Origin of the sequence: Mycobacterium sp. SMC-19 (assembly GCF_045310815.1) — a bacterium.
Lineage (GTDB): Bacteria > Actinomycetota > Actinomycetes > Mycobacteriales > Mycobacteriaceae > Mycobacterium.
Map to the genome: position 1 here is coordinate 104,723 of NZ_JBJIAM010000007.1, position 21,709 is coordinate 126,431.

Below are 21,709 nucleotides of genomic sequence, written 5' to 3' on the forward strand. Positions count from 1 at the left end.
GTTGAGACGCCCGACGCGCGGGTAATCGGACAGGTGGAGGAGGTGATCGACGTGGTCACCAGGGGATTGACGAGGCGAATTCACCGCCGGCACAGCGCACAATCAGTTGCGGTGGGGCTGGCCAGCCGGTTCGTGGTGAAGAACCTGGTGCGCGCGTGGGCAGTCCGACCGGATCTGGCCTGGCCGCTCGCATCGGTCGACCGCATGGCCGGCTTGGTGCCGCACCGGCACACCGCACACGCCGAGCGCTTCCGCTTGGGTTGCTGTGTCGCCGAACGGGTTCAGGCCGCAGACGTCTCGACGCAACGGGCCATTCTCTATCTGCACGGCGGCGCGTTCCTGACCTGCGGGCTCAACACCCACCGCTCACTGGTGACTCGATTGTCCCGAGCTGCCGACGCCAGCGTTCTCAACATCGACTATCGGATGTTGCCTGCGCACCGGATCGCCGACGCGATCGAGGACGGCCTGAGCGGATTGCGCTGGCTGCTTCGCCATGGCTACGACCCGGAGCAGATCGTGATCGCGGGCGATTCCGCCGGCGGATACCTGGCTTTCATGACCGCCCTGACATCGGCGCAGTTGAATCTGGTGAAACCTGCTGGGATAGTGACAGTTTCACCGTTCACGGACGCAAACCCCACCGCCAAGCTCCAGCACCCCAACGCCCGCCGATGTGCGATGTTCCCCTGCGAGGCACTGCTGGCGTTCACCCGATACCTACTCCGCGCCCGGGCGGCGTCGCCGATCGACGCCGACCTGTCGTTGCTGCCCCCTATCGCCATCCACGCAAGTACTGACGAGCTGCTGCTGCCCGACGCCGAGACCATGGCGCAACGCCTGGATGCCGCCGGGGTCCGCTGCGATCTGCATCTGTGGGAGGGCCAGGTGCACGACTTCCCCTTGGCGGCCGACGTGCTGCCCGAGGCGCGGCGGGCGATCCGCTACATCGGCGAGTTCGTCAAGGAAGTCACCGCGCCCACTAAGCCCGGTACCGCAGCCGCCTGACTTCGCCCGGTTTGTCACTGCATTCACTTGTGTCACAATCATTTTGGTGATGGACGAGTTTCCGCGCCTTGTCGGACCCCGCAGCTACTGTTAGCACATGCGTTCGGATAGTCGCGAGGAGGTCGTCGCAGTCTTCGACGCCCTGTCGACTGACCTGGATCGGGCGCTGGATCTGGACTTCGACGCCCTGACTCCGCGGGAATGCCTGGCACTGTTGCGGCGCTGCGAGGTGCTGCGGCGGCGGCTTCCGGCGGTGGAACATCCGATGGTCAACGCACTGGCCGCCACCGACCCCACCGAACTGGGCGGCAAGCCTCGCTGGGTGCTGGCCGACGAGTTGCACCTGACCCGGGGTGAGGCGGGACGGCGTATCGCTGAGGCTGCCGAACTTGGTGCCCGCCGCAGTCTGACCGGCGAACCGTTGGAACCCGTTTTGCCGAGCGTGGCCGCCGCCCAACGTTCGGGGAAGATCGGGGCCGCTCATATCGCGGTGATCCGTTCCTTTTTCACCTATCTGCCCGCCGATGTCGACGCGGGCACTTGATCCCAGGCCGAAGCGCAGCTGTCCGGCCTGGCCACCGGGTGTCGCCCCGACGAGCTGGCCAAACTGGCCCAACGCCTCGCCGACTACCTGCATCCCGACGGCAACTACACCGAGGACCAGCGCGCCAAACGCCGAGGTGTGGTGCTCGGCCCGCAAGACCGCGACGGGATGACATCCATCAAGGGCCATCTCGATCCCCAAGCCCGCGCCACCCTCGACGCTGTACTCGCGCGATGGGCCGCCCCAGGCATGTGCAACCCCAACGACGAGATCCCCTGCACCGCCGGCACCCCTTCCCAAGCCGCGATCGACACCGACACCCGCAGCGCTGCCCAACGCAACCACGACGCCCTGACCGCCATGGGCCGCGCCCTACTCGCCTCGGGAAACCTCGGTCAGCACAACGGCTTACCGGCCACCATCATCGTCTCGGCCACCCTGGCCGACCTGGAAACCGGCACCGGCAAAGCCCACACCGGCGGCGGCACCTGGCTCCCCATGTCGGATGTGATCGCCATGGCGTCGCATGCGCACCACTACCTGCGGATCTACCACGGCGCCCAAGAACTCGCCCTGTTCCACACCAAACGCCTGGCCTCACCGGCCCAACGCATCGTGCTCTACGCCAAAGAACGCGGCTGCTCCCACCCCAACTGCCCGGTGTCCGGCTACCACTGCGAAGTCCATCACGACCACGACTACGCCGAAACAGGTCGTACGGACATCACCGACCTGACCCTGCGCTGCGGCCCCCACCACCAACTCATCACCACCGGCGGCTGGAAAACTCGCAAGCGCCACGACGGCACCACCCAAACCCTGGCGCCGCCACACTGAGACCACGGCCAACCCCGAACCAACCACTACCACCACCCCGAGCGGCTACTGCGGGAAAACGAAGACGACGACGACATTCCCTAACCGGTCCGGTCGGGCGGTCCGATCGCCCACACTTTAAGATCGTTTCTTATGACCAGTGTTACTGAGCACTCCGGCGAGGCCCACGTAGAGGCGCAAGCCGAGCACGTCGTCGACATCCACACCACCGCGGGCAAGCTCGCCGACCTCAAGCGTCGGACCGAGGAGACCCTGCACCCGGTCGGTGAGGCCGCGGTCGAGAAGGTGCATGCCAAGGGCAAGCTGACCGCTCGTGAGCGGGTCTACGCACTGCTCGACGAGGGTTCGTTCGTGGAGCTCGACGCGCTGGCCAAGCACCGCAGCACCAACTTCGGCCTGGCCGACAAGCGTCCGCTCGGCGACGGTGTGGTGACCGGCTACGGCACCATCGACGGCCGCGAGGTCTGCATCTTCAGCCAGGACGCCACGGTGTTCGGCGGCAGCCTCGGCGAGGTCTACGGCGAGAAGATCGTCAAGGTCCAGGAGCTGGCCATGAAGACCGGCCGGCCACTGATCGGGATCAACGACGGCGCCGGCGCCCGCATCCAGGAGGGTGTGGTCTCGCTGGGCCTCTACAGCAAGATCTTCCACAACAACATCCGGGCCTCGGGCGTGATCCCGCAGATCTCGCTGATCATGGGCGCGGCCGCCGGTGGTCACGTGTACTCCCCCGCCCTGACCGATTTCATCGTGATGGTCGACCAGACCAGCCAGATGTTCATCACCGGCCCGGACGTGATCAAGACCGTCACCGGTGAGGACGTCACGCAGGAAGAGCTGGGCGGCGCCCACACCCATATGGGCAAGTCGGGTACCGCGCACTACGTCGCCTCCGGCGAGCAGGACGCGTTCGAGTATGTCCGGGACCTGCTGAGCTACCTGCCCCCGAACAACTACGCCGACCCGCCGCACTTCCCGGTGCCGGCGCCCGAAGGTGCCATCGAGGACAACCTCACCGCCGAGGACATCGAGCTCGACACGCTGATCCCGGACTCGCCGAACCAGCCGTATGACATGCACGAGGTCATCACCCGGATCCTCGACGACGACGAGTTCCTGGAGGTCCAGTCCGGTTACGCGCAGAACATCATCGTCGGCTTCGGCCGTATCGAGGGGCGCACGGTCGGCATTGTGGCCAACCAGCCCACCCAGTTCGCCGGCTGCCTGGACATCAACGCCTCGGAGAAGGCCGCCCGGTTCATCCGGACCTGCGACTGCTTCAACATCCCGATCGTGCTGCTGGTCGACGTGCCCGGCTTCCTGCCCGGTACCGAGCAGGAGTACAACGGCATCATCCGGCGCGGCGCCAAGCTGCTCTACGCCTACGGTGAGGCCACCGTCGCCAAGATCACCGTCATCACCCGCAAGGCCTACGGCGGCGCGTACTGCGTGATGGGGTCCAAGGAGATGGGCGCCGACGTCAACGTGGCCTGGCCGACGGCCCAGATCGCGGTGATGGGCGCCTCGGGCGCGGTCGGGTTCGTCTACCGCCAGCAGCTCACCGAGGCCTCGAAGAACGGCGACGACGTCGACGCGCTGCGTCTCCAACTGCAGCAGGAGTACGAGGACACGCTGGTAAATCCCTACGTCGCCGCCGAGCGGGGCTACGTCGACGCGGTGATCCCGCCGTCGCACACCCGCGGTTACATCGCGGCGTCGCTGCGGCTGCTGGAACGCAAGATCGTCCAGCCGCTGCCCAAGAAGCACGGAAATATTCCCCTGTGATCGACGCGAGCAGTACAGCTCCGGTGAGCCACGAGAGCGGAGTGAGCTTGTGAGCGAAGAGAACGAAGCGACCACGGCCGTCGAAGAGACTGCTGCGACGGCCGAACCGCACATCAAGGTGCTGCGGGGCAACCCCACCGACGCGGAGATCGCGGCGTTGGTCGCGGTGCTCGGCACGGCAGGCGGCGCGGGTGCCGAAGCCGGTGCGCGGGACCGCAATCTGTGGGGCCACCCCGTCGACAAGCTGCGGATTCCGGTGTTCAGCTGGCAGCTGATCACGCTGCGGGAACGCACCCACATGCGCCGATGACCCGACGGTGACGAACTTTTGACGAGGCTGGTCCTCGGCTCGGCATCCGCAGGCCGGCTGGCCGTCCTGCGCGGCGCAGGGATCGACCCGCTGGTGGTGGTATCCGGTGTCGACGAGGACGCCGTGATGGCCGGCCTGCCCGCCACTGCTTCCCCGGATGACGTGACCGGCGCCCTGGCTGCCGCAAAGGCTGAGCAGGTCGCGTCCACTCTGCGACCTCCGGTGAGTACCGATTGCGTTGTGTTCGGCTGTGATTCGATGCTCTACATCGACGGCAAGCTGTGCGGCAAGCCGCCGACGGTCGATGAGGCCCGCGACCGCTGGCGTGGCATGGCCGGCAATTCCGGCCAGCTCCACACCGGCCACAGCCTGATCCGGTTGCGCAACAACGAGATCACTCATCAGTTCACCGAAACCGCTGTCACCACAGTGCGTTTCGGCCGCCCTGATGACGACGACCTGGAGGCCTACCTGGCCAGCGGCGAGCCACTGCGGGTCGCCGGCGGATTCACTCTGGATGGCCTGGGCGGCTGGTTCGTCGACGGCGTCGACGGTGATCCCTCCAGCGTCATCGGCATCAGCCTGCCGATGCTTCGCCGGCTGCTGCGCCCGGCCGGGCTCTCGGTCGCTGCCCTGTGGGCGGCCAACCCCGTCGCCTGACCAGGTCACGCCCACCTGACGTCGCAGAGATTTCCGGGCAAGAAAGTGGCACAGCGGTTACCGACCGGTAGGCTCGGGATCGTGCCAGTTCCTGCCGACCCCAGCCCCGCCCTGCAGTCCTACGCTCACCCGGAACGGTTGGTGACAGCCGACTGGCTCGCGGGCAATCTGGGCACGCCCGGCCTCGTCGTGGTGGAGTCCGACGAGGACGTCTTGCTCTACGACATCGGCCACATCCCCACCGCGGTCAAGATCGACTGGGTCACCGATCTCAACGATTCCCCGGTCCGCGACTACATCACCGGTGAGCAGTTCGCCGACCTGATGAACCGCAAGGGCATCTCCCGCGACGACACCGTGGTGATCTACGGCGACAAGTCCAACTGGTGGGCCGCCTACGCGCTGTGGGTGTTCACCCTGTTCGGCCACGAGGACGTGCGGCTGCTCGACGGCGGACGCGACCTGTGGGTTTCCTCGGGCCGCGAGACCACTCTGGACGTGCCGTCGAGGACCACCGCCGGTTACCCCGTCGTCAAACGCAACGACGCCCCCATTCGGGCCTACAAGGACGACGTGCTGGCCAACATCGGCCAGGTGCCGCTGATCGACGTCCGCTCGCCGCAGGAGTACACCGGCGAACGCACCCACATGCCGGAATACCCGGAGGAGGGCGTGCTGCGCGGTGGCCACATCCCCACCGCGGTGTCGATCCCATGGAGCAAGGCGGCCGACGACGCCGGCCGGTTCCGCAAGCGCGAGGAGCTCGAGGCGCTCTACGCCTTCCTCAAGCCCGACGACAAGCCGATCGCCTACTGCCGCATCGGGGAACGCTCCAGCCACACCTGGTTCGTTCTGACCCACCTGCTCGGCCTCGCCGATGTCCGCAACTACGACGGTTCCTGGACCGAGTGGGGCAACACCGTGCGCGTGCCGATCGTCGACGGCCCCGAACCCGGACAGCTGCGAGGAGCCCAGGAGGGTTCAGCCAGCTGATGAGCCTGCCGGAGGGATTGGCGCAGGTGGTGTCCGACTTCGCCGAAGTCGAAGGCCAGGACAAGCTCAAGCTGCTGATCGAGTTCGCCGACGAACTGCCCGACCTGCCCGATGAACTGACCGAATCCGCCATGGAACCGGTACCGGAGTGCCAGTCGCCGTTGTTCCTGCATGTCGATGCCGCCGACCCGCAGCGGGTACGGCTGTACTTCAGCGCGCCGGTAGAGGCGCCGACGACGCGCGGCTTCGCATCGATCTGGGCCGCCGGCCTCGACGGCCAGCCGGCCGACGTCATCCTGGGCGTGCCGGAGGATTTCGCGTCTCGGCTGGGGCTGGCCGCCCTGATCAGCCCGTTGCGCCTGCGGGGTATGTCGGCCATGTTGACCCGCATCAAGCGGCATTTACGCGCCGCATAAGGGGCACTGGAACAGGTTCAGCGGTCGCGCTTTACACTGCCTGAAGCTAGATTCTTAAAGACATTTCTTAAACATGCCATCAGGAGGGCCAGTGGCGAACCATGCCAGCTCGAAGATCTCCAAGGTGCTCGTCGCCAACCGCGGGGAGATCGCAGTCCGGGTGATCCGCGCCGCGCGCGACGCCGGATTGGCCAGCGTGGCCGTGTACGCCGAACCCGATGCCGACGCACCCCACGTCCGGCTTGCCGATGAGGCGTTCGCCCTGGGTGGGCAGACCTCGGCCGAGTCGTACCTGGTGTTCGAGAAGATCCTCGACGCCGCGGCCCAGTCCGGCGCCAACGCCATCCACCCCGGCTACGGCTTCCTCTCCGAGAACGCCGACTTCGCTCAGGCCGTCATCGACGCCGGGCTGATCTGGATCGGGCCGAGCCCGCAGTCGATTCGCGACCTCGGCGACAAGGTCACCGCACGCCACATCGCCGCCCGCGCCAAGGCTCCGCTGGTTCCCGGCACCCCGGACCCGGTCAAGGATGCCGACGAGGTGGTGGCCTTCGCCAAGGAGTTCGGCGTGCCGGTGGCGATCAAGGCCGCGTTCGGTGGCGGCGGTCGCGGCATGAAGGTGGCGCGCACCCTCGAGGAGATTCCCGAGCTGTTCGAGTCGGCCACCCGTGAGGCGATTGCGGCCTTCGGTCGCGGCGAGTGCTTCGTGGAGCGCTACCTGGACAAGCCGCGCCACGTCGAGGCCCAGGTCATCGCCGACCAGCACGGCAACGTCGTCGTCGCGGGAACCCGCGACTGCTCGCTGCAGCGCCGCTTCCAGAAGCTGGTCGAGGAGGCCCCCGCGCCGTTCCTGACCGACGCACAGCGCAAGGAGATCCACGAGTCCGCCAAGCGGATCTGCAAGGAGGCCGGCTACTACGGCGCCGGGACCGTGGAGTACCTGGTCGGCCAGGACGGCCTGATCAGCTTCCTGGAGGTCAACACCCGACTGCAGGTGGAACACCCGGTCACCGAGGAGACCTCGGGCATCGACCTGGTGCGTGAGCAGTTCCGGATCGCCAACGGCGAGACGCTCGACCTCACCGAGGACCCCGAGCCGCGCGGCCACTCGATCGAGTTCCGCATCAACGGCGAGGACGCCGGTCGTGGCTTCCTGCCCGCCCCCGGCCCGGTCACCCGCTTCGACCCGCCGACCGGCCCGGGCATCCGGATGGACTCCGGCGTGGAGACCGGTTCGGTGATCGGCGGACAGTTCGACTCGATGCTGGCCAAGCTGATCGTCACCGGCGCGACCCGCACCGAAGCCCTGGAGCGCGCCCGGCGCGCCCTGGACGAGTTCCACGTCGAGGGTCTGGCCACGGTCATCCCGTTCGACCGTGTGGTGGTTCGCGACCCGGCGTTCGTCGGCGACGAGAACGGCTTCACGGTTCACACCCGCTGGATCGAGACCGAGTTCGAGAACAACATCGAGCCCTTCACCGGCGGTGAGCCCCTCGACGACGAGGACGTGCAGCCGCGGCAGAAGGTGGTCGTCGAGGTCGGCGGCCGTCGCCTGGAGGTGTCGCTGCCGGGTGACCTGGCGCTGGGCGGCGGCGGAGCCGGCGGCGCCGCTGGAGCCATCCGGAAGAAGCCCAAGGCCCGCAAGCGTGGCGCGCACGGCGGCGCGGCGGCGTCCGGTGACGCAGTGACCGCACCGATGCAGGGCACCGTGGTGAAGGTGGCCGTCGAGGAGGGCCAGGAGGTCGCCGCCGGTGACCTGGTCGTCGTCCTGGAGGCCATGAAGATGGAGAACCCGGTCACCGCGCACAAGGACGGTGTCATCACCGGCCTGTCGGCGGAGGCCGGATCGGCCATCACGCAGGGCACCGTGCTCTGCGAGATCAAGTAACCGACATCGAGCCCGTCGAGATCAACGCCGGCCCGTGGTATCTGCGGATACCACGGGCCGACGATCGTATAGACGACCGTGTGACCCTGGCCGAACTCGGTGAGACGGATCCGGATTACGTCGCGAAGGCGGAATCAGGCTGGGCCGACGACTCGCGCTACCTGTGGGCGGTCTGCGAGCCGACGACGGGGGAACTGTTGGCCGAGGTGACGCTGAATCCCACCTCGGGCGAGATCGCCAGCCGGCACCGGCCAAGTCATGCGCAGGCCGCGATGACCGGGGCACAGGCGGTGTCCCGGTTCGCTGCGGGCGCGTTAGGTCTGACGCCGGTGATGACCGGCGTGGGTGGTGCGGTTTCGCCCGATGAAGACCCAGGCCAAACCGCCGATCGCCAACGCTAGGACCGCGATCCCGAAGCCCAGCGTCCACCCGGCGTCGTGCTGGGCGGCGGCGCTCATGAAGCCCACCAATGCCAGTGCCGCCATCAGCAGCATGGCCAATCCCGGCAACTCCCGGCGGTCCTTGAACACCAGTCCGGCCCGCGGCTGGGTCGTACGCCTCTGATCGATTCCCTCATCGGTGTCGCTGATGTCGCTCATGAGGCCCCTTGTACCCTCGGCGCTTGCACCCGAAACCCGCTGCGCTGATGGCGGCCACCTGCTACGCCCGGCTCCGCCGCGCTCGCAGTGGCCTTTAAGGTGCGTCGCGCAGTGCCGCCAGCAGCGGCTCTGCGGCCTCCTTGAGGAAGGCCTCCTGGGCCTCCCCGCCGATCTGGATCAGCGCGATGTCGGTGAAACCGGCGTCCCGGTAGGCGCCGACGGCGTCGACAATGGGATCCAGTTCCGGCCCGCAGGGTATGGCCCCGGCGACGTCGCGCGGCTGCACGTAGCGGGTCGCGGCAGCGAACGCCGCCGGTGTCGGCAGCTCAGAATTGACCGACCAGCCGCCGCCGAACCAGCGGAACTGCCGGTGGGCGCGCTGTATTGCCTGATCCCGGTCGAGGTCCCAGCACACCGGTAGCTGCCCGATGATTCGCCCGCCCGCCAATCCGGCCGTCTGTCGTGCGGCGTGCCAGGAGTGGACCAGATCACGGTCGGGCTGCACTGCGATCAGGTGATCGGCCGCTGCGGCGAATCGGTCGACACCTTTGGGCCCCGACATGGCCACGGCCAACGCGACCGGGATGTCCGGCAGGTCCCAGAGCCGCGCCTGGTCGACTTGGAAATAGTCGCCGTGGTGGTCGACGGTCTCCCCCATCAGCAGCTCGCGGATGATCTTGATGGCTTCGGCGAGCATGGCCTGCCTGCGCGCTACGTTCGGCCACCCCGCTCCCGTCACGATGTGCTCGTTGAGGTTCTCCCCGCTGCCCAGCCCCAGGGTGAACCGGCCCTCGGCCAAGATCTGCACGGTGGCAGCCTGCTGGGCCACGATCGCCGGGTGATAGCGCATCGTCGGACAGGTCACGTAGCTGTACAGGCCTATGTCTTGTGTGGCCTGCGCGACCGCGCCCAGCAGCGCCCACGCGTTGGGGGCGTGGCCCTGCGACGCCAGCCACGGAGAGAAATGATCGCTGCACACCGCGAAGTCGAAACCGCGTTCCTCGGCGGCAACGGCGCAGCCGACCAGATCCGCGGGCCCGCTCTGTTCGGTCATCAGGGTGTAGCCGAAGCGTGTCATGCTGCCCGAATACCCAACGGCAGACCACCGAAACGGGGGCCCGTTTGGCGCAGTCCAGGTGGCGGGTATCCGCAATCGTGTCCACCGCAACGATCCACACCGAACCCCGCCTACCCGCCATGTGCGGGCCGTTGTCAGCGGCGGTGTGCGACCTCTTGCGCCGCCCCGCCGGCGCAGTCCAGAAGTTCATCTCCCCGAGCACCGACACCGACCCCTACGGCCGCGACCTTCACCTGGCGCTCTACGTCTGCTACGAGCTGCATTACCGCGGGTTCGCCGGGGTGGACCCGGGCTGGGAGTGGGACGCCACCCTGTTGGACCTGCGTGCCAAGCTCGAACACGCGTTTCTCGATGCCGTCCGCCGAGACATCGGGGTGATACCGCCCCACGCGACGGCCAATGCCGAAATGGATGCCGCGGCAACCGAGCCCATGCAGGGCAGCGGGCCCTCGTGGTATCTGCGTGATCAGGGCACCTGGGAGCAGGCACGCGAGTACTTCGTCCACCGGTCGCTCTACCACCTCAAGGAGGGCGATCCGCACGCTTGGATCATCCCCCGCCTGACCGGCCAGGCCAAGGCGTCGTTCGTCGCGATCGAGTTCGACGAGTTCGGCGCCGGGCGGGGTGCGCGAGTACACCAGCAGCTCTTCGCCGACCTGCTCACCGCGGCCGGGCTGGATGCCGGTTACCTCGCCTACCTCGATGTTGTTCCCGCCGAGTCGCTGGCGGTGGTGAACCTGATGTCGCTGTTCGGGTTGCATCGCCGCTGGCGGGGTGCGGCCGCCGGGCACTTCGCGGCGACCGAGATCACCTCACCTCCGGGCTCGAGCCGGCTGGTCGCGGCGCTGCGGCGGATGGGTGCGCCGCAGCCGTGCGTGGCGTTCTACGCCGAGCACGTCGAGGCCGATGCGGTCCACGAACAGGTGGTCCGCAATGACGTGATCGGCGACCTGTTGGAAGGCAATCCGCATTTGGAGACGGATGTCGTATTCGGTATCCGAGCTCTCGCCGCTGTGGAAAGTCGGCTCGCCGACCTCATGACGTCGGCCTGGTCAGCGGGACGTTCGTCCCTGCTCACAACGTGAAAATTAAGGTTTCACTGGGATTTTCCCGAAATTGTCGGGCACCTCTTTGCCAATCGGATCGGTTCTGGGTAACGTCTGATTCCTCCGGTTGAGTTCACAGCCGCAGTGAAACGTCACCGCGTAAGCGCAGCCCCGGAAGTGATTACGTTGACGTGATCCAACAGCACGATTCGTCGACTGATGGAGCCACAGCATGACGATCAGCAAGGTTACTCAGAACGCATTCGCCACTCCCGCAACGGAAGCCACCCAAGTTTGGCGGAATCATACCGCCAAATTCACGGTCCATTGGGGTCGCACCGGAGCCGTCGTCGCCGTGAACGGCGAGATCGACGCGGCGAATGCCGGCCCATTCGCCGACTACGCCAAGCGCTGCGCCGAATGCTGCGAATGGCTGGTAGTGGATCTGTCTGAACTGACATTCATTGGAACCAACGGGTTTTCAGCCCTTCAGTCGATCAGCGCGCAATGTTCCAGCACGCAGACCAACTTGAAGGTGGTCCCGAGTCCCGCACTGTGCACCTTGCTGCGGATCTGCGACCCACACTCGCGACTTCCGCTGGTGGAGTCCCTGACGGACGCGTTGAGCGAAGTGCAGCGGTCCGGGCGGCCGCTTCGCCTGGTTCCTTGATCTAGCGATCTAGGCAGGAACCGCGTCGGCCGAGCGGCTCCAGACGCGGTGTTCGGCGAGTGCCGCGGCGAACGCGTCGAAGAACTCGTCGTTCAGATCCTTCGCCGCGGCCGTGGTGGTCACTACCCCGGCCGTGGCGACCACCGTGGTGTCCTCGGCCGGCTGCTCGGAGATGCCGGCCTTGGGCAGCAGCTCCACCCCCGCCCCGAATGCCCCGATCACCTTGAGGTGTTTGTAGGCCTCCGTCACGAAGTGCACCGCATATCCGTCGCCGGACAGCGCCTCCACGGCGTCTGGCCCACACGGCACCACCACCGCGTCGTAGAGCACCGATGCCATCGTCGTGAAGGCCCGGTCCACACTCAGCCGGCCACCGGAGCCACCGGCGAGCTCGCCGCCGGCGACCGGCGCCAGCACTTCGGCGATCGCCCCGCGTTCCCGCATCGCCGCGACGAACCGTTCGACGCCCACCACGTCCACGCCGTCGGCGGCCAGCACCGCGATCTTGCGGCTTTCGATGCCGGGCGCCTCCTCACTCGCGGGGGTACCGGCATCGGTCAGCTGCGAGAGCGCAGGTGAGCGCACCACCTCCTCGACGGGCTGCTCGTCGGGTGTGGCCAGCCCCAGTTTCTCGGCCACGTGGCGCGCCAGGTCGTGGTCGATGCGGTTGAGCTGTTCGACGGCGCGCTGCCGGATCTCAACGTGTTCGCATTTCCCCAGTTCAAAGGCGTAAGCGGCGACGATGTGCTTCGCCTCGGGGGTGGACATGCTTCGATAGAACATCCGCGCCTGGCCGTAGTGGTTCTCGAAGCTGGCGGCGCGCTTGCGGATCTTGGCCCCGTCCAGCTTCTCGGTGTAGTGCCGGAACACGCCCTCGTCAGCCAAGGCTGGGCAGCCACCACCCAACGAGTTCTTGTAGTAGCTGGACTTGCCCTGCGGAATCGCGTGTTGGCCGTAGCCGTCGTGCTGGTTATTGCGCACCTGAGCCACCGGCCGATTGATCGGCAGCTGAGCGAAGTTCGGGCCGCCGAGCCGGATCAACTGCGTGTCCAGGTAGGAGAAGTTGCGGAACTGCAGCAACGGGTCGTTGGTGAAGTCGATTCCGGGCACGACGTTGGCCGTGCAGAACGCCACCTGCTCGGTTTCGGCGAAGAAGTTCTCCGGGTTGCGATTGAGCACCATCTTGCCGACCGGGCGCACCGGAACCTGTTCTTCGGGAATGATTTTGGTGGCGTCCAGCAGGTCGAAATCGAATGCGAACTCGTCGTCTTCTGCCACCAGCTGGACACCGAGTTCCCATTCCGGGAATTGGCCGGCCTCGATGGCGTCCCACAGATCGCGCCGGTTGAAGTCGGGGTCCTTGCCGGCGATCTTCTGGCATTCGTCCCAGATCAGCGAGTGCACGCCCAGCTTCGGCTTCCAGTGGAACTTCACGAACGTTCCCTCGCCGCTTGCATTCACGAAGCGGAATGTGTGCACGCCGAAGCCCTGCATCATCCGGTAGCTGCGCGGCAGGGCGCGGTCCGACATCAGCCACATAATGGCGTGCAGTGTCTCCGGCTGCAGTGACACGAAGTCCCACAGCGTGTCGTGAGCCGACTGTGCCTGCGGAATCTCGTTGTCCGGCTCGGGTTTCACCGCATGCACGAAGTCCGGGAACTTGATGCCGTCCTGGATGAAGAACACCGGAAAGTTGTTGCCCACCAGATCGTAGTTGCCCTGATCGGTGTAGAACTTGGTGGCGAATCCGCGTACGTCACGCACGGTGTCGGCCGAACCGCGCGAGCCGGCCACGGTGGAGAACCGCACGAACACCGGCGTCCTGGTGCCGGGCGTGGTCAGAAAGCGTGCCGCGGTGTACTGCGCAAGCGAGTCGTCATAGGGCTCGAAGTAGCCGTAGGCGCCCGCCCCGCGGGCATGCACCACGCGTTCGGGAATCCGCTCGTGATCGAAGTGGGTGATCTTCTCCCGGGCGTGGAAGTCCTCCAGCAGGGTGGGCCCACGCTCACCGACAGTCAGTGCGTCGTCGGTGTGGTCGACGCGCACGCCCTGCTGCGTCGTGAGGTATCCGGACTGCCGGTCGACCCGGTAATCGTCGAGTTGTCGCTGCTTGCCGTCACGGTCCTCGGTAGCCACCGCTTTTCCTCTCGTCGGTATTTGGGAAGTCCCTGGGTGGGTATCCCAGCCAGGTCATCCGCAAACGGCCAGAACCATTCGCGAACGGGAGGGGAAGAGCGTGAGCGCCCAATCGGCTGTGTTGTTCGACGTCGACGGCACCCTGGTCGATTCGAACTACCTGCACGTGCACGCCTGGCGGCGTGCGTTCGCCGAGCTAGACCACGAGGTGGAGTCGTGGCGCATCCACCGCGCCATCGGAATGGACGGATCGGAGTTGGTGCGCCTGCTGTCCGACGACGCACCCGACGATGTCCGCCGGCGCCTGGAGGACCTGCACTCGCAGTACTATCTGCAGTCATCGGACTTGCTGTCGCCGCTACCGGGCGCCCGCAAGCTGTTGGAACACGTAGTCGCTCTTGATCTTCCGGTGGTGCTGGCCACCTCGGCACCCGAGAACGAGTTGGCGGTTCTGCGCAAGGTGCTCGGTTGCGACGACCTGGTCGCGGCGGTCACCTCTTCGGCCGATGTCGACGTCGCGAAGCCGAATCCGGACATCATCTCCATTGCGCTGGACCGGGTCGGAGCAACGGCGGAGCGCGCCGTCTTCGTGGGTGACGCGGTCTGGGATGCCCAGGCGTGCGTGCGGGCCGGGCTGCCCTGTATCGGACTGCTCAGCGGCGGCGTCTCGCGCGCCGAATTGGAAACGGCCGGTGCGACGGTAGTTTTCGACAACGCCGAGGATCTGCTGGGGCACCTGGATCAAACGCCGATCGCCGGCCTGGCCAAGGGGCGGGGCGCCCATGGATGAATCCGCTTTCCTGGCCACCCTGACCCGGACAGTCGGCGCACTGCATCGCGCCGACGTGCCCTTCGCCCTGGCCGGCGGCGCGGCGGTATATGCCCGCGGCGGTCCGCACTCCCACCACGACATCGACCTGCTGGTCGAGCCGTCCGAAGCCGAGCGGGCGGCGATAGTGCTCGCCGAGGCCGGCATGTCACGTGTCCAGCCGCCGGAAGACTGGCTGCTCAAGGTCTTCGACGGTGACGTGCTAGTGGACCTGATCCATCACCTCGGCGAGATCCCGATCAGCGCCGACACCATCTCCAGCGCTCCGCCGATCCAAGTCGGTTCGGTGATCACGCGGGTCATCACCGCTACCGATCTGATGGTGCAGAAGCTTGCGGTGCTGGATTGTCACCGTTGTGATTTCGCCGAGCTGCTCATCGTCGCGCGGATTCTGCGCGAGCAGGTGGAGTGGCCACAGGTGCGCCGCCGGCTGCGAAATTCCCCGTTCGCCGAGGCCTTCTGGCACTTGCTGTGTGGGCTGTCCATCGTCGACCACGACCACACCGAGCAGCCGCAGCCGCCCGCCCATCTGGTCGCCGTCATACGCCGCAGGCTCGCCGAAGACCCCGAGATTTCAGAGCTGGGGATCGGGATCGAGATCGACGACGAGTCGGTGTGTCTCACCGGGTCGGTCAACGGCCCGCAACGCCGAGCGAGGATCGAATCGGCTGTGCGGCGCATCGTCGCTCCGCGCACCGTGATCAACGAGATCGAAGTGGTGCAACTGTTCGAACCCGCAGAGCAGGTGACCGGGTGATTCGGGTTGCGGCCGTCGGTGACATTCATCTGGGCGAGGATTCGCGCGGCACGATGCGCTGGCACGATATCGATGCCCGCGCCGACATGCTGGTGGTCGCCGGCGACCTGACCCGGCACGGGACCGCCGCCGAGGGCCAGGTGGTCGCCGATGAGCTCAGCGACTGCCCGGTACCGGTGGTGTGCGTGCTCGGCAACCACGACTACCACCAGAATCAGCAGCACGAGATCACCGCGGCACTGCGCAATGCCGGGATCGCCGTGCTGGAAGGCGAGACCCACACCGTCGACGTGCGACAGCAGCGGGTCGGCGTCGCCGGCGTGAAGGGATTCGGCGGCGGCTTCGCCGGCAGATGCGCGACGGCCTTCGGCGAACCGGAGATGAAGGCTTTCGTCGGCGCCACTCAAACGGCATCCGACCAGCTGCGTGATGGCCTGCGCGCGCTGCGCACGGACTATCGGATCGCGCTGCTGCACTACTCCCCCGTCGCCGACACGCTGTACGGCGAACCGCCGGAGATCTATCCGTTTCTGGGCTCGTGCCTGCTGGCCGAGGCTATCGACGACGCCGGAGCCGACCTGGCTGTGCACGGCCACGCCCACGCCGGAACCGAACAGGGCCGCACCGCCGGTGGCGTCGCGGTACGCAATGTGGCTCGGCCGCTGATCCGCGCGCCCTACGCCGTGTATCAAGTCAGCGGTAATCCGATAGCGGCAGCCAGTACGGCCAGCGCCGCGAACATCCACGCGACGTAGTCCCCGATGTGCCCCGAATGCACGGCACGCAGTGTGCTGAGCAGTGGCGCGGCGGCAGCGGTGGCCATCCGATGTGCCACCGGATTCCAGCGGACCAGTCCGGCGGCCGCCACCAATGCCGCCGTCAGGGCGCCGCCGGCACTCATGGCGGCCCCGGCCACCGTCCAGCCCGGCACAGTTGCGGCGGACGCTGCGCCGACTTCGACGAAACGTGCTGCGGCGCTCTGCGCCCCGCGCGCGACCCCGGGCAGTAGGCCGGCGGCCAGGCAACCGGCCAGCAGCATCCCGATCGCCAGGTACATGCTGGCCGGTGTTCGCCGCAGCCAGGTGTCGGGTTCCTCGTCGCCTCGGGTCCGGCGCCCGGAGGCCACGTCGTCGGACGGCTCGGTTCGTCCGCCGACACCGGTGAAACAACGGATGCCGGCCCGCAGCACGGCACCACCGGTGAGTGCTGAAACAGCTAAGAACAGCGCCGCTCCCCACCCGCTGCCGATCGCCTCCTCGCACAGGGACTTGCCGAGCGCGGTCCCGAACGGCGGAAGGCCGGCCAGGGCGACGGCCGCGATGCCAAAGCAGGCGGCCAGCATCCGCTGGCCCCGGCCGCGTCCCGCCAACTCCCATTCGTCGACGCTGTGGTGGCGGTCCAGCAGAATCCCCACGATCAGGAACAGTGCCGACTTCGCCCCGGCGTGGCCGATCAGGTAGACCGCTGCGCCGGCTACCCCGTGAGCGGTCAGTGTCGCGGTGGCCACCAGCGCCAACCCCATGTGACCGACGGTGGAGTAGGCCAGCAGCCGCTTGAGGTGGCGCTGCAACAGGCACATCACCGCGCCGACCGCCGCGGTCAGCACTCCTGCCAGCACGAAGACTCGGCTGACTACCTGCGGGGGCAGCACACCCGCGAACACCTCCCAATACACCCGCCACAGCCCATAGAGACCCAGCTCCACCATGACTCCGGAGAACAAGACGCACACACCGGCCGGCGCGACCGCATGCGCGTCGGCCAGCCAGAAGTGCAGCGGGACAATGGCGGCCTTGACCAGAAGTGCCGCCGACACCAATACAAAGGCGGCCACCACCAGGGCGTCAGGCGGGCCGCCCCGTAGGGCCGCCCCGAGCTGGGCCATGCCCAACTGGCCGACGCGCCCATAGAGCATGGTGATGCCGATCAGGGTCACGCACGCACTGAGCGACTGAATGATCCCGAAGTTGAGCGCCCCCTGGATCGCCGAGCGATCCTCGATCTTGATGCCGGTCAACGCGTAACCGACCGCACCCATCAGCTCGAAGAACACGAACAGGTTGAACAGGTCGGCGGCCAACACGAAGCCGTTCATCGCCGCCAGGAAGATCAACAGCAGCACGTCGAAGCGCGTGCCGGCCTCATCGAGGCCGCGGCGGCTGTACAACGCCGCGCACACGGTCAGGGAGCCGACCAGCACCGCCAATCCCGCCGAGAGTGGATCCGCGGCCAGGGCAATACCGACCGCCAAGCCGGACTGCGGGCGCCAGTCACCGATCCAGGCCACCACCGTGTGGCTCGACGCCGCAGCCAGCACACAGCCGCTGCCCGCGGTGCAGGCCGCCGATACGGCCAGCACCACCGCATTGGCCACCGGCCGAGAGACCCGCCCGCTCAGCGCCAACAGCAGGCATGCCATGAGGATCGGCACCGCGACCAGCGTCGGCAACAGAGCGGAGGTGCTGGCCGGCACGGCGATTCAGCCTCGCAGTGCCGAGAGCTGATCCGGGTCCAGGGTGTGGTGGCGCTTGTGGACTTGGATGGCCAACGCCAGAAGCAATGCGGTGACGGTGGCCTGAATGACGATGTCGGTAAGAGTCATCGCCTGCACCACGGGGTCGACCACAGCAGTCGGGCCGGGAGAATCGACAAAGATCGGTGGCGCCGCGCCACGCTGGTAGCCGACGGTCAACAGCAACAGGTAGGTGCCCGCCTGCGCCACCGACAGGCACACCACTGCGTGAATCAGGTTGCGGCTACGTACGATTCCGAACGATCCGACCAATACCAGCCAACCCGCCACGCCATAGAGGTAGCCGCTCACGATTTCTCCCGTCGCGGCGCGACAGTGATCTCCTGAGCCAGGAACTGTGCGAGCAACACGGTTATGCCGCATGCCACCGCGATACCGACCGCCGCATTGAGCAGCGGTACCGTCCCTGCCGACAGCAACTGGCCCCGAGTGCCGGTCGGCAACGTGTTGAGTAGGAACGCTCCGCCGGTGATCAAGGCGACGAGGCCGATGGCGACGAATGCCGCTGCGCCCAGCGCCTCGCCCACGTCGAAGACGTTGACCGGACGCAATCGATCCAGCGCCCGGAAGCTTCCGGTGACGTAGAGCAGGTGCAGACCGGCGGCCAGCAGTACCCCACCCTGGAAACCCCCACCGGGGGTCAGATGTCCGTGCACCACCACATCGACTCCCACCGCCAGGGTCACCGGAAACAGTAGATATCCGACGAACTGGGTGGCGTCCAGGGCCGTTCGGCGACCGCGGTTGTGATATTCACGCTCCTCGACAGCAGGCCGCAGCAGGGCCATCACCCCGGTCACCGAGGCGACCAGGATGGTCTCCTCGACAAGCGTGTCCAGGGCGCGCTGGTCGAAATTCACCGACGCCACCACGTTGGCGGTGGCGTGCGAGAACGCGGCCCGCACCGCCAGATCCCGATACGGGTGATGCGCCTGACCGAACGCGGGAAGCCCGGCGAATCCCAGCCACAGCAGCACGCCAAGTCCGGCCGCGCCGGCGAGGAACAGCGCCGCGCGCACGCCGCGGCTCACCGGCCGATCTCCCGGTGTTGACGCTGCACCGTCCGGACGGTCAGCATCACCATCAAGGGCACGACCACCCCGCCGATCAGCAACTGGGACAACGCCACGTCGGGCGCCTGCAGGAGCACGAACAACACCGTCAGCGCCAGGCCGAAAACCGACAGCATGATCGCCTGGCGCTGTGGGTCGCCGGTCAGCGCGACGATGGCTCCGGTGATACCGACCGTTGTGAGCGAGACCAGGATCAGTGCGGTCATGGCGGCGAATCGGCTTCCACCACACCGGCTTCGTGGGCGGTCAGCCGAGCGGTGGCCGCCGACATCACCGGCGCGGACAACAACACCAGCGCGGCGATGAGCACAACCATCGCCGACGCTTCGGAGATGCCGCGTTGCACTATCAGGCCCAGCGCCATCAGCGGGAAGCCGACGGACGTGGTCACGCTCAGCAGGTGCAGCCGGTCCAACACACCTCCGACCGCCGCGGCCCCAACCGCGCTGCACGCCATGACTGATACGCCACCGAAGATCAACAGCCAGGCGATCATGGCTTGCTCGTCAGCAGCCGGGTGTAAACCAGGGTTCCGGGAAGCGTGATCAGCACCAACACCAGTGGAACGATCAGGGTCCAGTCCTGGTGCCACGAGACGGCCAGCACCATCAAGGTGGATACGGCGCCGACACCGGCGAATTCCAGGCCGACCAAGCGCCGCCGGGGCGAACCGCGTGACGCCATCCACATTCCCGGCGCGAACACCCCGGCCTGCAGCGCCAGCGCAGCCGCCTCTCCCGGGCTCACCGCCGCACCGCCTTCTCCAACCTGCCGGGACGTTGCCCGACCCGGTGTACCCGCACCGCGTGCCCGGCCGCGTCGAGCACCACGGTGCCGGGGGTGGTGGCCAACGCCATGGTTGCGGCGGTACTGCGGGCGGCAGCCACCGCTGCCGGCTCCCGGGGCAACGTCACCGAGTCGACCGCCGATTGGGCACGCCGTGACGGAATCAGGAGGTAAGCCCACACCTTGGCGGGTTGCGTCAGCAACTCACCGGCGACCACCGCCGCCCAGCGCAGCCATACCAGCCGAAAGCGCCACTCACCGCCGTTGGCCCGCCGCGCCGCACGGGCAACCGCGGCACACGGCAGCGTGCACAGTGCCCCGGCAAGCATCTCGGGGGTGGACCGCCCAGTCAGCGTCACCACCCACACCGCGCCGGTGGCCAGCCACCACAACAGTGTTTCGGCGAGAGCTCCCGTGAGCCGGCTATTTACCGCGGACACGGCGATTGTGCTTCTTGATCGCCGTGACCAGTTCGGATTTCCGCATCGTCGATCGTCCGTGAATGTCCAGTCGGCGGGCGACATCCAGCAGATGCTGCTTGCTGGCGTTGGCATCGACGCCCTCCGCGGAGGGTCCGGAGTTGTTCGGACCTCCGCCAGCCGCGCGCTTATCCGACGGGCCGCGCTTCTTTTTGGGCTCCCAATGGTCCCCGACCTTCTCGAAACTGTGCTTGAGCGCCGCATAAGCGACCCGGTGCGCCCGCTGCTCGCTGCCGTATTCCTTGGCGGCAGCATCGTGCGCTTTGGCGAAGGTGCGTTGCGCCTTGGCGCCGGAGCGCTGCAGCGTGCTGGGCAACTCGCCGCGTTTGGCGGTGCCGCTCTTCGTCGTCTTGGGCATGAGACCTCCAATCAGCGACTGTGATCGGGGTTGGTTACCCCCTGAAACGGCTCAGCAACCATTTCGAAAGAGGCCACGATTCGTCGGCACGCCGATCGGGCAAACCCGACAAGTGTGTGCGCCGAATGATTCCGTCAATTGCTCACCGGCCATGCCCAATTCATCTCGGTGTGCCACCCGCTGCCGGCAGCCCCGGCCTGAGCGGTGCCGGTCACCAACCCGTCGGGTCGGCCTGTACCGCAGCGTCCGAGGGCGCCGCTAGGTCGTCATCGTGCAAAACGGCCAGTGGGCAGTGACAGCGCGGCGACAGCGCCGAGCCGACCGAGCCGAAGAACAGATGCCGCAACCGTCGCCGGCTGCTCGATCCGACGACGACCAGATCGGCTTGTCGCGACAATTCTTCGAGCGCGTCAACCGGGTCCGCGAACTCCACCTTGGTGTTCAGCTGCGCGGGCGCGCCGTCTGAGGCGCTGTCGGTCGCGACTCCGACGGCGTCATCGACGATCCGTTGCACACGACGGTGCGGCAGTTCATGTTGACCGAACACCATCCAGCGGGCCATCAGAGGTGACAGCCGGGTTGACGCCGCATGGACCAGAGTCAGTGGTAGTGCGCGGCGTTCAGCTTCCTGGGCGCCCCAGCGCACAGCGTCCTGCGACGCCGGCGACCCGTCGACGCCGACTACGATTCCTGCGGTATTCGAAGCCATAATGGGCGCAGGTTAGCCATTGCACCTTCGGGTCAAACCTCTACGTGTCGTCGCTTCTGGCTTCGGCGCCGGTTTCGCCGGCATCGAAGGCATCATCGGGACTTGTCCGCCCCACATAGCTGCCGTCTTCACCCTTGCCGGCACGCGACCACGCCTGGTGGGCGTCGGGTTCGACGTCTGCCTCGGCCTTCTGGCCTTTCTTTCCAGCCATTGCC

General features: G+C 67.1%; 26 protein-coding genes and 1 pseudogene. 14 read left to right on the forward strand and 13 right to left on the reverse strand.

The annotated features are described in order from the left end of the window. Positions 1-51 precede the first annotated feature (51 nt). The 9 genes and pseudogenes from ACJH5R_RS16565 (at position 52) to ACJH5R_RS16605 (ending at position 8,842) form a co-directional block, all read left to right on the forward strand. A complete protein-coding gene (locus ACJH5R_RS16565) occupies positions 52-1,008 on the forward strand; it encodes an alpha/beta hydrolase (RefSeq protein WP_406758196.1) in 957 nt (318 codons plus the stop codon). A 97-nt stretch (positions 1,009-1,105) separates the two neighbouring features. Next, positions 1,106-2,473 (forward strand): annotated as a pseudogene (locus ACJH5R_RS16570) (HNH endonuclease signature motif containing protein). 48 nt (positions 2,474-2,521) lie between these two features. Beyond that, positions 2,522-4,174, forward strand: a complete 1,653-nt coding sequence (locus ACJH5R_RS16575; protein WP_406758095.1) for an acyl-CoA carboxylase subunit beta — start codon at positions 2,522-2,524, stop codon at positions 4,172-4,174. Positions 4,175-4,223: 49 nt separating this feature from the next. Next, entirely contained in the window at positions 4,224-4,484 is a 261-nt protein-coding gene (locus tag ACJH5R_RS16580) for an acyl-CoA carboxylase subunit epsilon (RefSeq protein WP_406758094.1), read from the forward strand. A gap of 18 nt (positions 4,485-4,502) precedes the next feature. Beyond that, positions 4,503-5,144 carry a Maf family protein gene (locus tag ACJH5R_RS16585; protein WP_406758093.1) on the forward strand — a complete coding sequence of 214 codons (642 nt, stop codon included), beginning with the start codon at positions 4,503-4,505 and terminating at the stop codon, positions 5,142-5,144. Between the two features lie 81 nt (positions 5,145-5,225). Beyond that, entirely contained in the window at positions 5,226-6,137 is a 912-nt protein-coding gene (locus ACJH5R_RS16590) for a sulfurtransferase (RefSeq protein WP_406758092.1), read from the forward strand. Beyond that, positions 6,137-6,553, forward strand: coding sequence for a SufE family protein (locus ACJH5R_RS16595; protein ID WP_406758091.1), 417 nt, complete (start codon positions 6,137-6,139; stop codon positions 6,551-6,553). The genes ACJH5R_RS16590 and ACJH5R_RS16595 overlap by 1 nt, the downstream gene beginning before the upstream one ends. A gap of 91 nt (positions 6,554-6,644) precedes the next feature. Next, positions 6,645-8,441 carry an acetyl/propionyl/methylcrotonyl-CoA carboxylase subunit alpha gene (locus tag ACJH5R_RS16600; protein ID WP_406758090.1) on the forward strand — a complete coding sequence of 599 codons (1,797 nt, stop codon included), beginning with the start codon at positions 6,645-6,647 and terminating at the stop codon, positions 8,439-8,441. 5 nt (positions 8,442-8,446) lie between these two features. Further along, entirely contained in the window at positions 8,447-8,842 is a 396-nt protein-coding gene (locus ACJH5R_RS16605) for a hypothetical protein (RefSeq protein WP_406782483.1), read from the forward strand. Here ACJH5R_RS16605 and ACJH5R_RS16610 read toward each other — a convergent pair. Together ACJH5R_RS16610 and ACJH5R_RS16615 are read right to left on the reverse strand one after the other, a co-directional pair. Next, entirely contained in the window at positions 8,756-9,040 is a 285-nt protein-coding gene (locus ACJH5R_RS16610; protein ID WP_406758089.1) for a hypothetical protein, read from the reverse strand. The two genes, ACJH5R_RS16605 and ACJH5R_RS16610, sit on opposite strands and share 87 nt — an antisense overlap. A 94-nt stretch (positions 9,041-9,134) precedes the next feature. After that, a complete protein-coding gene (locus ACJH5R_RS16615; protein ID WP_406782389.1) occupies positions 9,135-10,118 on the reverse strand; it encodes a TIGR03557 family F420-dependent LLM class oxidoreductase in 984 nt (327 codons plus the stop codon). Between the two features lie 77 nt (positions 10,119-10,195). Between ACJH5R_RS16615 and ACJH5R_RS16620 the strand changes: the two genes are divergently transcribed. Both ACJH5R_RS16620 and ACJH5R_RS16625 read left to right on the forward strand, forming a co-directional pair. Then, a complete protein-coding gene (locus tag ACJH5R_RS16620) occupies positions 10,196-11,203 on the forward strand; it encodes an iron-containing redox enzyme family protein (protein WP_406782390.1) in 1,008 nt (335 codons plus the stop codon). Positions 11,204-11,396: 193 nt separating this feature from the next. Further along, positions 11,397-11,834: an STAS domain-containing protein gene (locus tag ACJH5R_RS16625; RefSeq protein ID WP_406782391.1), complete on the forward strand. Its 438-nt coding sequence runs from the start codon at positions 11,397-11,399 to the stop codon at positions 11,832-11,834. A 9-nt stretch (positions 11,835-11,843) separates the two neighbouring features. Here the strand turns inward: ACJH5R_RS16625 and ACJH5R_RS16630 are convergent, their stop codons facing one another. Next, positions 11,844-13,970, reverse strand: a complete 2,127-nt coding sequence (locus tag ACJH5R_RS16630; RefSeq protein WP_406782392.1) for a catalase — start codon at positions 13,968-13,970, stop codon at positions 11,844-11,846. A 100-nt stretch (positions 13,971-14,070) separates the two neighbouring features. Between ACJH5R_RS16630 and ACJH5R_RS16635 the strand changes: the two genes are divergently transcribed. Genes ACJH5R_RS16635 through ACJH5R_RS16645 form a run of 3 tightly spaced genes read left to right on the forward strand, consistent with a single transcriptional unit; the run spans position 14,071 to position 16,311 of the window. Further along, complete coding sequence (locus ACJH5R_RS16635) at positions 14,071-14,760, forward strand: HAD family hydrolase (RefSeq protein WP_406758084.1); 690 nt, start codon at positions 14,071-14,073, stop codon at positions 14,758-14,760. After that, positions 14,753-15,556: a BON domain-containing protein gene (locus ACJH5R_RS16640; RefSeq protein ID WP_406782393.1), complete on the forward strand. Its 804-nt coding sequence runs from the start codon at positions 14,753-14,755 to the stop codon at positions 15,554-15,556. Before ACJH5R_RS16635 ends, ACJH5R_RS16640 begins: the two co-directional genes overlap by 8 nt. Beyond that, positions 15,553-16,311: a metallophosphoesterase gene (locus ACJH5R_RS16645; protein WP_406758082.1), complete on the forward strand. Its 759-nt coding sequence runs from the start codon at positions 15,553-15,555 to the stop codon at positions 16,309-16,311. Before ACJH5R_RS16640 ends, ACJH5R_RS16645 begins: the two co-directional genes overlap by 4 nt. Here ACJH5R_RS16645 and ACJH5R_RS16650 read toward each other — a convergent pair. The 10 genes from ACJH5R_RS16650 to ACJH5R_RS16695 all read right to left on the reverse strand — a co-directional run bounded on the left by ACJH5R_RS16650 (position 16,245) and on the right by ACJH5R_RS16695 (position 21,705). Then, positions 16,245-18,029, reverse strand: coding sequence for a complex I subunit 5 family protein (locus ACJH5R_RS16650; RefSeq protein ID WP_406758081.1), 1,785 nt, complete (start codon positions 18,027-18,029; stop codon positions 16,245-16,247). The two genes, ACJH5R_RS16645 and ACJH5R_RS16650, sit on opposite strands and share 67 nt — an antisense overlap. 6 nt (positions 18,030-18,035) lie before the next feature. Continuing rightward, positions 18,036-18,380 carry a sodium:proton antiporter gene (locus tag ACJH5R_RS16655; RefSeq protein ID WP_406758080.1) on the reverse strand — a complete coding sequence of 115 codons (345 nt, stop codon included), beginning with the start codon at positions 18,378-18,380 and terminating at the stop codon, positions 18,036-18,038. Beyond that, positions 18,377-19,120, reverse strand: coding sequence for an MnhB domain-containing protein (locus ACJH5R_RS16660; RefSeq protein WP_406758079.1), 744 nt, complete (start codon positions 19,118-19,120; stop codon positions 18,377-18,379). The genes ACJH5R_RS16655 and ACJH5R_RS16660 overlap by 4 nt, the downstream gene beginning before the upstream one ends. Further along, positions 19,117-19,368: a Na(+)/H(+) antiporter subunit B gene (locus tag ACJH5R_RS16665; RefSeq protein ID WP_406758078.1), complete on the reverse strand. Its 252-nt coding sequence runs from the start codon at positions 19,366-19,368 to the stop codon at positions 19,117-19,119. Before ACJH5R_RS16665 ends, ACJH5R_RS16660 begins: the two co-directional genes overlap by 4 nt. Beyond that, complete coding sequence (locus ACJH5R_RS16670) at positions 19,365-19,658, reverse strand: monovalent cation/H(+) antiporter subunit G (protein WP_406758077.1); 294 nt, start codon at positions 19,656-19,658, stop codon at positions 19,365-19,367. Before ACJH5R_RS16670 ends, ACJH5R_RS16665 begins: the two co-directional genes overlap by 4 nt. Further along, on the reverse strand, positions 19,655-19,909 hold the full coding sequence (locus ACJH5R_RS16675) for a hypothetical protein (RefSeq protein WP_406758076.1): 255 nt from the start codon (positions 19,907-19,909) through the stop codon (positions 19,655-19,657). The genes ACJH5R_RS16670 and ACJH5R_RS16675 overlap by 4 nt, the downstream gene beginning before the upstream one ends. Further along, a complete protein-coding gene (locus ACJH5R_RS16680) occupies positions 19,906-20,388 on the reverse strand; it encodes a hypothetical protein (RefSeq protein ID WP_406758075.1) in 483 nt (160 codons plus the stop codon). The genes ACJH5R_RS16675 and ACJH5R_RS16680 overlap by 4 nt, the downstream gene beginning before the upstream one ends. Beyond that, the gene (locus ACJH5R_RS16685) at positions 20,372-20,785 is read right to left on the reverse strand and encodes a ChaB family protein (RefSeq protein ID WP_046282948.1); all 414 of its coding nucleotides are present in this window, start codon (positions 20,783-20,785) and stop codon (positions 20,372-20,374) included. The genes ACJH5R_RS16680 and ACJH5R_RS16685 overlap by 17 nt, the downstream gene beginning before the upstream one ends. Before the next feature lie 211 nt (positions 20,786-20,996). Continuing rightward, positions 20,997-21,494: a universal stress protein gene (locus tag ACJH5R_RS16690; RefSeq protein ID WP_406758074.1), complete on the reverse strand. Its 498-nt coding sequence runs from the start codon at positions 21,492-21,494 to the stop codon at positions 20,997-20,999. 40 nt (positions 21,495-21,534) lie between these two features. Continuing rightward, complete coding sequence (locus tag ACJH5R_RS16695; RefSeq protein ID WP_406758073.1) at positions 21,535-21,705, reverse strand: hypothetical protein; 171 nt, start codon at positions 21,703-21,705, stop codon at positions 21,535-21,537. Positions 21,706-21,709 lie beyond the last annotated feature (4 nt).

Bases quoted from the DNA above. Each gene is read 5' to 3' on its own strand.
- ACJH5R_RS16695 (WP_406758073.1), bottom strand. From the start codon at position 21,705: ATGGCTGGAAAGAAAGGCCAGAAGGCCGAGGCAGACGTCGAACCCGAC.
- ACJH5R_RS16625 (WP_406782391.1), top strand. From the start codon at position 11,397: ATGACGATCAGCAAGGTTACTCAGAACGCATTCGCCACTCCCGCAACG.
- ACJH5R_RS16615 (WP_406782389.1), bottom strand. From the start codon at position 10,118: ATGACACGCTTCGGCTACACCCTGATGACCGAACAGAGCGGGCCCGCG.
- ACJH5R_RS16665 (WP_406758078.1), bottom strand. From the start codon at position 19,368: ATGACCGCACTGATCCTGGTCTCGCTCACAACGGTCGGTATCACCGGA.
- ACJH5R_RS16575 (WP_406758095.1), top strand. From the start codon at position 2,522: ATGACCAGTGTTACTGAGCACTCCGGCGAGGCCCACGTAGAGGCGCAA.
- ACJH5R_RS16640 (WP_406782393.1), top strand. From the start codon at position 14,753: ATGGATGAATCCGCTTTCCTGGCCACCCTGACCCGGACAGTCGGCGCA.
- ACJH5R_RS16690 (WP_406758074.1), bottom strand. From the start codon at position 21,494: ATGGCTTCGAATACCGCAGGAATCGTAGTCGGCGTCGACGGGTCGCCG.
- ACJH5R_RS16685 (WP_046282948.1), bottom strand. From the start codon at position 20,785: ATGCCCAAGACGACGAAGAGCGGCACCGCCAAACGCGGCGAGTTGCCC.
- ACJH5R_RS16595 (WP_406758091.1), top strand. From the start codon at position 6,137: ATGAGCCTGCCGGAGGGATTGGCGCAGGTGGTGTCCGACTTCGCCGAA.
- ACJH5R_RS16670 (WP_406758077.1), bottom strand. From the start codon at position 19,658: ATGATCGCCTGGCTGTTGATCTTCGGTGGCGTATCAGTCATGGCGTGC.
- ACJH5R_RS16610 (WP_406758089.1), bottom strand. From the start codon at position 9,040: ATGAGCGACATCAGCGACACCGATGAGGGAATCGATCAGAGGCGTACG.